11 protein-coding genes, 1 tRNA gene and 1 riboswitch are annotated in these 12,658 nt (G+C 53.5%); of the genes, 5 read left to right on the plus strand and 7 right to left on the minus strand.

All coding sequences use genetic code 11. The features are described from left to right. Position 1: 1 nt before the first annotated feature. Positions 2-1,315, minus strand: a complete 1,314-nt coding sequence (locus CCY01nite_RS05130) for an APC family permease (protein ID WP_146858426.1) — start codon at positions 1,313-1,315, stop codon at positions 2-4. A 46-nt stretch (positions 1,316-1,361) separates the two neighbouring features. After that, a riboswitch (cobalamin riboswitch) is annotated at positions 1,362-1,564 on the plus strand. 107 nt (positions 1,565-1,671) lie between these two features. Between CCY01nite_RS05130 and CCY01nite_RS05135 the strand changes: the two genes are divergently transcribed. Both CCY01nite_RS05135 and cobC read left to right on the plus strand, forming a co-directional pair. Next, a complete protein-coding gene (locus tag CCY01nite_RS05135; RefSeq protein ID WP_146858428.1) occupies positions 1,672-3,576 on the plus strand; it encodes a TonB-dependent receptor plug domain-containing protein in 1,905 nt (634 codons plus the stop codon). Between the two features lie 116 nt (positions 3,577-3,692). Then, a complete protein-coding gene (gene cobC, locus CCY01nite_RS05140) occupies positions 3,693-4,253 on the plus strand; it encodes an alpha-ribazole phosphatase (protein WP_146858429.1) in 561 nt (186 codons plus the stop codon). Here cobC and CCY01nite_RS05145 read toward each other — a convergent pair. After that, positions 4,250-4,828, minus strand: coding sequence for a helix-turn-helix domain-containing protein (locus tag CCY01nite_RS05145; RefSeq protein ID WP_146858431.1), 579 nt, complete (start codon positions 4,826-4,828; stop codon positions 4,250-4,252). The genes cobC and CCY01nite_RS05145 overlap by 4 nt on opposite strands. A gap of 82 nt (positions 4,829-4,910) precedes the next feature. On the opposite strand from CCY01nite_RS05145, the gene CCY01nite_RS05150 reads away from it, so the two are divergent. Both CCY01nite_RS05150 and CCY01nite_RS05155 read left to right on the plus strand, forming a co-directional pair. After that, positions 4,911-5,480 (plus strand): MarC family protein, encoded by a 570-nt coding sequence (locus CCY01nite_RS05150; RefSeq protein WP_146858433.1) that lies wholly within the window; start codon positions 4,911-4,913, stop codon positions 5,478-5,480. Positions 5,481-5,536: 56 nt separating this feature from the next. Next, positions 5,537-5,608 (plus strand) — tRNA-Arg (locus CCY01nite_RS05155). A gap of 56 nt (positions 5,609-5,664) precedes the next feature. Here CCY01nite_RS05155 and CCY01nite_RS05160 read toward each other — a convergent pair. Both CCY01nite_RS05160 and CCY01nite_RS05165 read right to left on the minus strand, forming a co-directional pair. Further along, complete coding sequence (locus tag CCY01nite_RS05160; RefSeq protein ID WP_146858435.1) at positions 5,665-6,081, minus strand: hypothetical protein; 417 nt, start codon at positions 6,079-6,081, stop codon at positions 5,665-5,667. Positions 6,082-6,256: 175 nt separating this feature from the next. Then, a complete protein-coding gene (locus CCY01nite_RS05165; RefSeq protein WP_146858437.1) occupies positions 6,257-6,760 on the minus strand; it encodes an ATP-binding protein in 504 nt (167 codons plus the stop codon). 131 nt (positions 6,761-6,891) lie between these two features. Between CCY01nite_RS05165 and CCY01nite_RS05170 the strand changes: the two genes are divergently transcribed. Next, complete coding sequence (locus CCY01nite_RS05170; RefSeq protein ID WP_186830917.1) at positions 6,892-7,689, plus strand: hypothetical protein; 798 nt, start codon at positions 6,892-6,894, stop codon at positions 7,687-7,689. A gap of 222 nt (positions 7,690-7,911) precedes the next feature. On the opposite strand, the gene CCY01nite_RS05175 is transcribed toward CCY01nite_RS05170, so the two are convergent. The 3 genes from CCY01nite_RS05175 to CCY01nite_RS05185 all read right to left on the minus strand — a co-directional run bounded on the left by CCY01nite_RS05175 (position 7,912) and on the right by CCY01nite_RS05185 (position 12,637). After that, positions 7,912-9,519, minus strand: a complete 1,608-nt coding sequence (locus CCY01nite_RS05175; RefSeq protein WP_146858440.1) for a trypsin-like peptidase domain-containing protein — start codon at positions 9,517-9,519, stop codon at positions 7,912-7,914. Between the two features lie 79 nt (positions 9,520-9,598). Then, a complete protein-coding gene (locus tag CCY01nite_RS05180; RefSeq protein ID WP_146858442.1) occupies positions 9,599-10,741 on the minus strand; it encodes a TlpA disulfide reductase family protein in 1,143 nt (380 codons plus the stop codon). A 105-nt stretch (positions 10,742-10,846) separates the two neighbouring features. Next, complete coding sequence (locus CCY01nite_RS05185; protein ID WP_146858444.1) at positions 10,847-12,637, minus strand: glycoside hydrolase family 71/99 protein; 1,791 nt, start codon at positions 12,635-12,637, stop codon at positions 10,847-10,849. Positions 12,638-12,658 lie beyond the last annotated feature (21 nt).

Below are 12,658 nucleotides of genomic sequence, written 5' to 3' on the forward strand. Positions count from 1 at the left end.
TTCACTTATTTACTTTTTTCATGATCAGGTAGATCGGTAATCCCGCCACAAACCACCCCATCCCGCTGATCGCCTGCCGCCAGTCTGTAATGAATATATTCACCGTCACAAAAAGATACACGGCGATAAAGAACAGCGGCACTGCCGGGTAGAGTTTCATTTTGTAGATGCCGGTGCCGTCCAGGTGACAGGTTTTCCTGCGCAGCACAAAAATAGTGGCAGCTGCGGAAGCCAGGCCGATCGTATCGAAAAGCATCACGTACTGTATGATGCTCCTGAAATTGCTGAGGAAATACAGCAGTCCCACCGTGAGCAGCGTGAACACTGTCAGCGCCACTTCCTGCACCTGCGTTTTGCTGTTCACCCGTTTGAAGATGGCGGGCAGCACGCCGTCTTCCGCCATGGCGTAATACATGCGGGGATTGGACAGCAGGTTCACGTTCGCGTACCCCAGCACAGAGAGGAACAGGAGCACGGAGGTGACCTTGAAGCCGTACTCCCCGAAGAACACGGCAGCCATGCGGGCCGCGAGGGCGTTAGTGGTTTTCAGCTGCTCGAAGCCGATCACTTTTACGTATGCGTAATTGACGGTGATGTATAACAACAGGATGATGAAAATGCCTGTAAAGATCGCACGTGGCGTGCTGCGCGAGGGGTCCCGCACATCGCTCCCGAAGTTGATCGTTTGCTGGTAACCGCCGTAGGTGAAGAACACGGGCACGAGCGCCGCCCCGAAAATATAGAACCAGCTGTGTTTTTCCACCGCCTGCACTTCCATGGCCGGCGCCACCTGGTTGCTGAATGCCGTAAAGCACAGCAGCAATACCAGCGTGATCTTGAAAACCGTGAGCACATTCTGCGAGCTGGCGCTTAGCCGGATGCCGAGCATGTTAATGATGTATAGTACGATGACGGCCGTGATAGCGATCATTTTACGTCCGCTCTCTCCCTGCATTGTTTCCGGCAGCAGCACGGGGCCGATGTATTCGGCGCCGACCAGCGTCACCGCCGCGATGGAAGCGGCGTTGGAGATCACGAGCGTCCAGTTGATCATAAAAGAATAGGCCGGATGAAAACCGTAAGAAAGCACCTTGTAAAAGCCGCCGGCCACGGGGTAGCGGGAACCGATCTCGGCGTAGGTCAGCGCCCCGCAGAGCGTGACGAGCCCGCCCAGCACCCAGCTCATATAGAACAGCGCGGGGGAGCCGGTTTCCTTCGCAACGTCCACCGGCGTTTTGAATATTCCCATGCCGATCACCAGCCCCACCACGATCATGGTGAGGTCGAACGTGCCCAGTTTAGGTTTGATGCTCATGATCTACAATATACTCATTAACGCTTATTTACGTAAAATATCCGTAGGTTTGCCGCCGGTAAACGGTTGCCTCCCCTGAGGCATTAATAGGGAATCCGGTTCAAGTCCGGAGCTATCCCCGTAGCTGTAATCCCGCTCCCGAAGCGCTTCGGGACGTTTTCTGGATACTCCAGCCACTGCCTTTACAAGGCGGGAAGGTCGTCCGGAAAGCGGGAAAGCCAGAAGACCTGCCGTGTTGCCATCAAACAATCCGCGCTTTCGGGTGAAAAGCGGAGGTGTATTTGCTGCGACGGCAGCCATCTATACTTTTCAGTATTCTCCCCTGCGTGAAATCATTTTTTCAACCTGTAACTTACATGAAGAAGAAAAGCTTTTCATTGCTCTCTCTCAGCCTGCTGGCGCTTGGCCAGGCCGGCTATGCACAGGACAGCGCACGCGTGTCCCAACTGAACACCGTAGTGGTCACCGCCACCAAATTCGCTAAAAAGCAAAGCGAAACCGGCAAGGTGATGACGGTCATTTCCCGTGAACAGATCGAACGTAACGTTGGCCGCAGCATTTCCGACGTGCTGAACGAACAGACCGGCATCGTGATCAACGGCGCCGGCTCCAATCCCGGTAAAAACAAGGAGCTGTATTTCCGGGGAGCCACCGCGCAATACACCACCATCCTGATCGACGGCATCCCCGTGGCGGACGCCACCGGACTGACCGGCAGCGCGATCGACCTGCGCCTTATGCCGATCGATGAAGTAGAACGCATCGAGGTGCTCCGCGGCACGCAGTCCACCCTCTACGGTGCGGACGCCATCGCCGGCGTGATCAACATCATCCTTAGAAAAGGCAGCGGCAAGCCTGTAAATGCCTCCGGGAACCTGACCTGGGGCAGCAACCGCAGCGTTAAGGGTACGCTGGGCTTACGCGGACAAAAAGACAATGTGGATTACAACGTCAGCTTCACGCATTTCGATACCGACGGCATCTCCGAAGCCGCGCCACCGGAAGACGCCGTGAATCCGGAATTTGACCGGGACGGGCTGAAGCAGAATTCCTTCCTCGCCAACGTCGGCATACAGGCAACGGAGCAGCTGAAGCTGCAACCGTTCATGATGTTCACCGATTACAAAAGCAAATACGACGCGGGCCCGCACCAGGACGCGCTAGTGAACAACAACAAATCCTCCCTCCTCCACACCGGCGTACGCGCCACGTACGACCTCGGAAAAGGCCGCATTCACGGTAACTTCGGCTACCAGAAAGTGCAGCGCGACGATGAATCCGAATGGGGCGCCATGACGCTGGACGGCCGTTCCTATTTCAGCGAGCTGTACGGCCACTACGACGTTACCAAATGGCTGCAGGCGCTGGTGGGCGTGGAATACCGCAAAGCCGAACTGCTGGACTCGGCCTTTGACACCCCCTACGGCGTCCGCTCCCAGTACAACACCAGCCCCTATGCAGCGCTCTTTATCAAAGACCTGCACGGCTTCAGCTTCGAAGCCGGTGGCCGCTATACCATGCATTCCACCTTCGGCAACAATTTCACCTATACGCTGAACCCTTCTTATCTCATCAGCGACAAGCTGAAGCTGTTCGTGAATGTATCGTCCGGTTTCAAAGCCCCGACGCTGACCTCGCTCTTCAGCCCTTTCTACGGCAATCCTGATCTGAAACCGGAAGAAACCAACAGCTACGAAGCCGGTTTCCAGGCTTTCCTGCTGAAAGAAAAGATCGACCTGCGGGTAGTGGGCTTCAAGCGCGACATGAAGAACGTGATCGCCTACATCAACAATAAATACCACAACTTCAACCAGCAAAACGACCAGGGCGCCGAAGTGGAACTGGCGCTGCAACCGGCCAAAGGGCTGTCCGTAAAAGTGTTCTATGCTTATGTGGACGGAGAAGTGACGACGCAGACGGCGGGCAAGGACACGTCGTACAACAACCTCATACGCCGCCCCAATCACTCCGGCGGCCTGAACATCGGCTACCGGCTGGTGCGTAACGTATACGTCAGTACGAACATCCGCCACACCGGCTCCCGCTATGACATTTACTACGCCCCCGGCGCCATGACCGCCGTGAACGCGCCGCTGTCCGCCTACACGATCTGGGACATGTACGCGGAATTCCGCTTCTCCGGCAAAGGGCGTCTGTTCATCAACGCCAACAACATTACCAATAACAGGAAATACGAGGAGATCAAGGGGTATTCGGTGCTGGGCTTCAATATGCAGACGGGCATATCTTTTCAACTGTAAATAACCGTATAACATTGCGCTCCTGCTGTTCATCCGCGGCAGGAGCGCAACTTTTATAGCGGGAGTCCACGCCCCGCCCCCTGCTTGCGAAAAGTGTGGTATATTTGCATCCGAATATGGATATTTACCTGATACGGCATACCACGCCGGACGTTGAATATGGAACCTGCTATGGATTTGCGGACCTGGACCTTGCTCACACTTTCCCCGCGGAAGCGGCCCGCGTAAAGGAATTACTGCCCAACAAAGCATTTTCGGTATATGCCAGCCCCCTGCAACGATGCAGCAAACTGGCCACTTATCTTTTCGGAGAAGATTTCCGTAAAGACGACCGCCTGCGGGAAGTGAATTTTGGCGACTGGGAAATGCGCACATGGGAAGACATCGCCATTACCACCCCCAAAACCTGGATGACGGACTACCGTTATGATCCCATGCCCAACGGCGAAAGCTATGCACAGTTGTACGAACGGAGCGTAAAGGCTTTTGAAGAGATCGTGCAGCACATGCGGCAGGACACGGCCATTGTAACCCACGGCGGCGTGATCCGCTCCATCCTCGCCTATGCCATGAAAACACCGCTCAGCGAGTCGCACGACCTTCGCGTGGAATACGGGCGGGTAGCGCATCTTCACCTGAACGGCAACGGCCTGGAAGTAAAGGCCGTGAATATCTAGGAAGCTTCTTCAAAGAAAGAGATCAGCAGCATGCGGGCGTCGTCATCACCTATGTTGGAAGGTTTGTGCCCCAGCCGCCCGTCAAAAAAGATGGAGTCGCCCGCTTCGAGCACATGCACTTCGTTGTGCACCTGGTACTCCACGGTGCCTTTGATCACGTACTGATATTCCCAGGCATCGGCCTTGACCATCTGGCTGCGCCGGGCGCCCTTCTTCAGGTCTGCCAGCATCACATCCATGGGACAGCCCTTTACCGTACGGGAAATCACCCGCTGGTACCGGTATCCTTTTGCATTTTCCTTTATGGGCTGATAACGGTCCTGGCGGACCACAATGATGCGGGAAGCCTGCTGATGCTGGTCGATATCATTGAAGAATTCGTTCATATCCTGGTTCAGCGCGCGGATGATGTTCACGAGCACCAGCAGGGAAGGCACGGTACGGCAATTCTCGATCTGTGAGATCAGCCCTTTGCTGACCTCCGCCTTGTTGGCAAGCTCCTGTACAGTGATGCCTTTAGCCTTCCGCTGCTCTTTTATCTTCTGACTGATCCGGATAATGATATCTTCCTGCATGCCGGACAAAATAAATATTTTAGCTTAGCTAACCATCAATCCGGGCAAAAGAATACCTTTACTTTTGCTAAAAAAACGTTATATGTTCAGTATCGACCAGATCATTACCGTAGGCTTCACCCTTTTTGCAGTCATCGATATACTTGGTTCCATCCCCATTCTGCTCTCTTTACGGGAGAAGATCGGCGAGATCAATGCGCTGAAAGCGACGTTGGCCTCGGGCGTGCTGATGGTGCTGTTCCTGCTGGTAGGGGAATCTTTTCTGAAGCTGATGAGCGTAGACGTACAATCCTTTGCCGTGGCGGGTTCCATCGTGATCTTCGTGATCGGCCTGGAAATGATCCTGGGCATAGAGTTTTTCAAAAGCGATAATGATACGAAAACGGGGAGCCTGGTGCCTATTGCGTTCCCGCTGATCGCCGGGTCCGGTACGCTGACGACCATTATGTCGTTAAAGGCCGATTTCGGGGATTATAACATCCTGGCCGGGATCGTGGTGAACCTGGTCATTATTTACACCGTGTTGCGGTCATTAAGCTGGATAGAGCGGATACTGGGAAAGGCCGGCCTGATGGTGGTACGGAAGTTCTTCGGGGTGATCCTGCTGGCCATTGCGGTGAAAATCTTTAAAAGTAATATCGGTACTTTATAAAAATCTTTCAGGATTTGCCAAATTAAGTTAGCTTTGCAGTCCTTCGGAGCAATGCTGGCCTCGTAGTACAATGGATAGTATAAGAGTTTCCGAAGCTCCAGATCCTGGTTCGATTCCAGGCGAGGCTACAAGGGCTATATTTAATTGATGATCAATTAAATATAGCCCTTTAAATTTCAAGTAATTAACGCAGCAAAGAATCCCACTGATCTTTATATTGCTCGATTTTTCCTTTCATTAATCTTTTTTCCTTTTTAAAGATTCGCTGCAATACTTCTATATCGCTGGACGGAATAATATAAAAATCGGGCAACGATGATATTTCGTGGAACTTCCCTTTATAAATGACTACTACGATGTAATGGTTGGGTTCAACTCTGACATTATTAACAGGAATGGAACTATAATCCCTGACAGATTTGACATCGATTGTAATAGCAAGTCCATTCTTTGACTTAATAATAATATCAATCTGCTTCGTATTCCCAAAACTCAAAAACGCATTAATATTCATCCTATAGAGATGACTTAACACTAAAAACTCACTACCTGTCCCCGATTCCTGAGTGGACTTTCTTTCTGGTTTAACTACTGTCTTCATATAGATATACGGTTATAAGGATTGAAATAGGCTCGAATACGGCATTCTATTGCCAGAGAATATGAAAAGGAACGGCCCATAGATTTTTACCGAACGGAACGAAAGATTGCCTTTAGAATTTCAAAAGGTTGACTTTAGTTTTACATACATTAAATAAAATATAAAGCGTAAAATACTACCCCTTTAAGCACAATCCTAATATGCCGGCTACAACTTCATTTATATGAACACTGGTATCCACCTCATGCGTTGCTATCTTACGTAGCAAAGGCTCGATCGTATCAATCAGGATGAGCACACGCGCCATCTCCTGTGGGTCTTTTCCGTACGGATTGTTAGTCCTGGTAGCCAGCCGTTCTGTAATGATGGCCGGTGGAGCGCTCAACAGGATCACATGGTCAAACAGCGGAAGAAACTTTCCCATATTCTGCGCGGTACCGCTTACGAATAATATATCCGTGTCTTCGGCGGATAACAGTTCCTGCACGCGGTCTTCCCGCCATACCCAATCCCGGTCAGGCTCTACGGGAAAATCGTCCGGATCAGGATCGGTAATGGCCATCCATTCGGAGAATTCATCACTATCCAGATCTACCGCTTTATAGCCGCGGGCCGCCAGTTCCCCGATGACGGTCGATTTACCGGTGCCGGACATGCCTGTGATCAGTATGCGCTTCATTCAATAGAAAATTATGGGATTGCAAAGTACGATTTGCCGGTATACTATACCTGCCTGAATATCCGTCATCCTGCGAGGGAACCTTCCTGCCGTATTTGTGTTATATTTACAATAACCAAAACAATCGCTTTATGGCAATGCAAACATCTTTGTTCACCTTCACCGGGAAAGCCGCCAATATGATCGGCTATTACCGTGATGGTAAACATTACTTCCGCAGCATGCCGGCCTCCGTCCGGCAGACCGCTGCCACCAAACGCGCGGCCCTGCGCTTCGGTGCAGCCAGCAAAAAAGGCCGGCTCGTCCGTAGTGCTTTCGCTGATGCGCTGGATATTCCTTACGACGGTAGTCATATCAACCGGCTGAACAGGCTGCTGATCAAAGCCGGCAGGGAGGACAACGCTGCGCTGGCGGGCTTCCGGTTTAACCAGCGTACGGGAACAGACCGGTTCTTCTACAGCGAGCCCACGCTCTCTGAAGACGGCATATTGCATATTCCCGCGCAGGAACTGCCGCAGTTCAAAGGTATCACCGCGTTTGAAGTGAAAGTGATCGCCGCCCGCATCAGCTTCGGGGAGCGCCGCGTAGTGCGTACAGATACTGCCATGATCACGCTCGACACACGCGAAGCTTTCGCCGGTGCGGCGCTGGATGTGGATGTACCGGGTAAAGGAACGCTGGTAGTGACCTTGCAGGTAAGAGGCATGAACGGAAACGCTCCTTCCAACAACAGGAAGTACCTCGCGGCGGATATCATCGCCGTAAAGGAGCCGGAAACAGCACAGGTCTTTCACAGGCCCTCACACGGGCAGCAGGCTGCTTTGCAAGAACGGCTGCATGCAATACTGGATGCATCAACCCAAAAGCAGGCACAGCAAGGGCAGCGGTCGCAAGCCAATCATCCCCGGCATGTTATCCAAAGAGAATAGAACTTCCTCTGCCTGAGCGCATTATTTTGGTGAACATCCATTGAACGTTACAACCCACACCTTCAAAAAACATAGAAAACTCCATCCTTTCTGCAATAATGATCTTGCGGGAAGGATTCTCCATGCCCTGCAAACATCATCCTCCGCATTCCTCAACTGCAAATCAAAACCGCATCATCACCACATCAAGTCCACCTTGCCTTCAGTGATCTCATAGCGATCCTATAGTGATCGCCGCATAAACTCCCACACCACATCCGCCGGAATCACAATCGTGCTCGTCCGGCTGTATCGCGCGATATTGATCCCCTGAAAGCCACCCGTGGCATCGAACACCGGCCCGCCACATTGATCCGGCGTCAATACCGCATCATGCGCAAAGACGCGCGCAAAACCATCCCTCCGCGCACTTTTGCCGCCGGTGAACATATCGGCGGGATGTGTGGCTTTTATGAGCGGTTTTTCACTTAGCACGATCCTGCGGGTATAGCTGCTGTCTTGCCGTTTCAGCTGAATGGCCACCGTATCGCCGGGCCAGTACTTTTGCAGCTCGGCGCCGTAGTCTTCCGGTTTAAGGAGCGCAACGCCGTTGATGCTGATCACCTCGTCGCCTTCCCGCAGGCCGCTGGCGACGGCCGGAGAGTTCTTACGCACGAAGGTGAGCAGCAGCGGGCCGCTCCTGTAGGCTACAGAGGCGCCCAGAAAGCCGGTGCTGCTGATCTTCGGGAGGCTGAAGGGCAATGATCCCGCCACGCTGATCGCGCTGGCGGTATCGGGGCGCGGGCTTACCAGGAATTTCCCAAGCTGTTGAAACGACAGGCTGTCCGGCTTCGCTTCCGGCAGCCTGATGCCTCCCCTGACGCCTTTCTTCACCTGTAAAAGCACCAGGTCGTTTTCCCGGTCGCGGCGCAGGATGGTGGCTTTGATCATTTTATTGCCGGCATGCACGAGCGGCTCACTGCCTGTCATCGAGCTTTTGCTGACGATGTAACCACCGGCGAACGAGGCTCCGTAAATCTTTTCTTCTTTACCATTCAGCTGGCTGGTGATGAGCAGGCAGGCATCTTTGGTAGTGCTGGAGGCGGCGGGCTGTTCATATATTTTCAGCTGTGCGGACAGCGGATCATTGCCCACAGTATCTGTAACGGGCGGCAGGGCGTTGTATTTTTTGGGGGTGGCCAGCGCCGTTCTGAATTTGCGGTAAAGGTCCACCGGTATTTCGTAGTTCAATGATTCCGGAACATTGATCGCGCTGTGTATGCCGATCACCCGGCCCAGGAGATCGAACAGCGGGCCACCGGAATCGCCGGGCTCCATGATGCAGGTGGATTGCAGGAAACCGCGGTCGTTGCCGGTGCTGGTAATGCGGCCAAAGCGAATGACGGGCAGCGGCTGGTTCAGCGATTCAGGGTAGGCGATGCTGATACAGGGCTGATCCGGCTTCAATGAAGCGGAATATCCCATTTCCGCATACGGCCAGGCGCCGGGTGTGATGATCTTCATCATGGACACATCGGGCACCATGGGATCGTCCGCCATTTCTATTTTTCCAAGCGCCAGCGCAATGGCTTCCCTGCCGTCCGGGAACATTACCTTGTACGTTTTGCCCGGGGTGGACGTGTGCGCCGCGGTGAGCAGATCGCCCCGGGGGCTTACTACCACGGCGCTGAACTGGGCGCTCATCTGTTTGTCAGTGGCAGTGTCATAGCCCCACATGCGCACGCTGGCGGCGTATGCTTTTGCAATGGCTTCCTGCACATTGCCTTCCAATTGATGCTGGGCCTGCGCGCTGAGGGATATAACAGTGAAACAAATAATAAGCAGCCGCATATAAAAGAAGGATGTAAAAAGCCCGGCTGACAACAGATCGGCCGGGACTTTCCTAGTGTTAGAAATAGAGGAGAAAAAATCAGTTCCCGAAGATCTCGGCCAGCTTCGTGTTCAGCTTTTCGCCGCGCACATTGTCCGCAATGATCTTACCATCCCTGTCGATCAGGTAACAGGCTGGTACGCCTCTCACGCCGTACAGGCGGCCGGCGGCATTGTTCCAGCCTTTCAGGTCGGATACGTGCAGCCAGGGCAGGCCGTCTTCTTCGATCGCTTTGACCCAGTCATTTTTCTTTGAGTCCAGCGACACGGATAATATCTCGAAACCTTTGTCCTTATAAAGCTTGTATTGTTTCAGCATGTTGGGGTTCTCGGCGCGGCAGGGGCTGCACCAGCTGGCCCAGAAATCGAGGAGCACTACTTTGCCTTTGAGGTCGGCCAGCGCAAGCGGCTTGCCGCTTACGTCGTTCTGCGTGAAGGCGGGCGCGGGCTTGCCGATGGCGGTCAGGCGCTCGGCGGCGATGCGCTGTTCCAGCTCCTTTGCCATGTCAGTTTGACGAAGGTCCTTGCTCAGGCCGTCCAGCAGCGTTTTGGCCGTGGTCATGTCGGCATATGTGCCGGCCACTTCAGACAGCGCTGCCAATGCAAAAAAGGAGTTGGGATTTGCTTTTGCAAATTCGATCTGTTTCAGGCCCCGTTGCTTTCTCAATTCCGTTTGCCTGGCATTGAGGGCTGCCATGAACTCCGGGTCTTTCTTGTCTTCCGGCGATGCTTCCGCATATTCTTTCTGATATTGGGCGGTCAGCGCCATGATAGAGCCGCCGATCGCTTTGTTGTAAGCGGTGTGCTCGTCATATATTTTGGAGCCTCTGAAAGTAGCGGTGCTTAAAGAATCTTTGGAGGTTATTTCGATCTGCTCCGGGCCGAAATAAAAATAGATCACATCCGCGCCGGGCGAATAAATGGAAAACGGCTTGCCCTTTCCTTCGTGATCGAGCGACATGCGGGCGGTGGTATAACCGGCAACGGTACCGGTGAGCCTGAACACACCGTTTATTACGTCTACAGAGTCTTCCTTTCCCTGTCCCGCTGCATCTGAATAATCGATATAAACTTTAGCGGGCTTATCCAGTGTGCCGAGCTTCCCGGTAATGCTGAAGCTGGATTTCTGGGCAAAAGCCGCCACAGGAGCCAATGCTGCAAATAACAAACATCTCAGTTTCATGTAGTTGTTGGTTTTTTTAGATAAAAGATGGCGGAACCATCCGTTATATAAAGCAGCATACCGCGTTTTTCTTAGCGTTTTGGAGGAAGATATTTCTTAACGGGGTTATTCTTTGATGAACCGGTAGCGGAACCGGGCGTTGGGCGCCGCGTCGCCTTTGTCCAGCCAGTGCAGCGGGTCCCCGTCCGCCGGCGCATTGTCCACCCATTTAAAATCCAGCGTAAAAGCGCTGCCGGTGATGTCCAGCATCTTTTTGGGGATACGCAGCTCCAATTCGTTCGCCTGCGTGCGGTAAGGTATGTACGCCACCTGCTCCCAGCTCCAGCCTCCTTTGCAGCGTTCCAGCGAAACCTTTCCCTTCCGCCGGCTGCGGCCGAGCAGGAAACGGAAGCCTTCCCAATGCGGCTGCCAGCTGTCTTTTATGCCGATATAAAGCTGCATCCAGCTGGAATCCGGCTGCGTCAGGGGTTCCGCGGTACGGACGTAAAACGAGATATATTCTTTTTCAGCAGCGACCTTCGCCGTGACGATATCGTTGCGGCCGGTGTTGTTCACGTACGCTTTGATCCGGCCCCAGCCGGGATGGTTGCGGTGAAAGGTATCGCCCGCATCATCTTTAAAAACCGGCATTACCGGCTGCCAGTCCGCAAAACGCCCATCCATCCTGACCACATACTCCTGTTTCGCCACCGGCAGCGAACGGGCGCCTTTGAATTTCCGGATATTGTTCACCAGCTGGTAGTAGTAATTGTCGCGGAAAGCGCCTTTCACCGGTTCCGCATCCCGACTGTATTCCGCATTGTAAAGATCCACAAAGAAGGTTTCGCCGGCTTTTCTCGGTTTGCCGATAAATTCCTTTGGACCGCTGCCGTTAAAGCGCATGGCGATCCATTCATTCCATCCCGTTACAAATACAAATTCAGGGTCTACTTCCAGCGCGCGTTTCCACTGTTCGGCAAAGTACAGCCCTTCCGCGGAGCGCTGTTCGTCCGGCTGCTTTCCGTCATGAAAGCTGCGGCCGATGTTAAACACGGGATGTTCCGCCATTGCCACGCTGATCTGCTCCGGTTTATCTTTCGATTCATGCCAGCCGTAAGCCTGCGGGGTATGGTCCACCCAGGTCCATTTATCTTTTCCATCGCCGAACCACTCCTGGTCTTTGCTCCAGGCCCAGGACCGGCGGATGGTGAAGAAAGCGCGGGTTTCGGCCGTAGCGGCTTCATTTGGACAAAGCAGCAGGGGTTTTCCTTTCCAGTAGAACCAGAGGTCCTGGAAGCGCCGGGGTTTGTAGAGGCTGTCGTACAACCGCTGCACCGTTTTCTCCGGCGAAGTGTTCACAATGAAAGCCAGCGACGGCGTGCTTTTTCCTTCCCGGCGCATCTCCTGGTAAATGATAGCGAGTTTGCTTACCTGGGGCAGGTAGATATATGCGTTGGTCACATCCAGTATGATCACGTCCACGCCCGCGTCGGAGAGCATCTGCGCGTGTTTCCGGATGATCCATTCATCGTCCGGCAGATAGTAGCCGAAGTAAGGCTCGGCCCAGTAATGCCAGGCCAGGTGGGGGCCGTATTGCGGATGCTGTGGATGAGCGGCCAGTATTTTGCTGTTATCGTATGGACTGGCGGTATCTGTTGGCAGTTTCGGCATCACGCCTTCGTCCGGCGGTGCCACGGTGGTGTGCTGATCGTAGCCATGCGCGCCGTGCCAGATGAAGTAAAAGATCCCCACATACCTGTTGCGGCGGATGTTGCCGTGCTGCGTTTCCGTTACCAGGGAGCGGCCTGCGCCGTCGGTAGCCACCCAGGTATCGGCGCCGGAAGAGGACAGCAGCTGCGCGATGCCGTGTGACGGGAATAGCAGCGGGGATAGGAGGAGAACAAGGACGCTTTTCATAGATGGAATATAAGGGCCATG

Origin of the sequence: Chitinophaga cymbidii (assembly GCF_007992715.1) — a bacterium.
Lineage (GTDB): Bacteria > Bacteroidota > Bacteroidia > Chitinophagales > Chitinophagaceae > Chitinophaga > Chitinophaga cymbidii.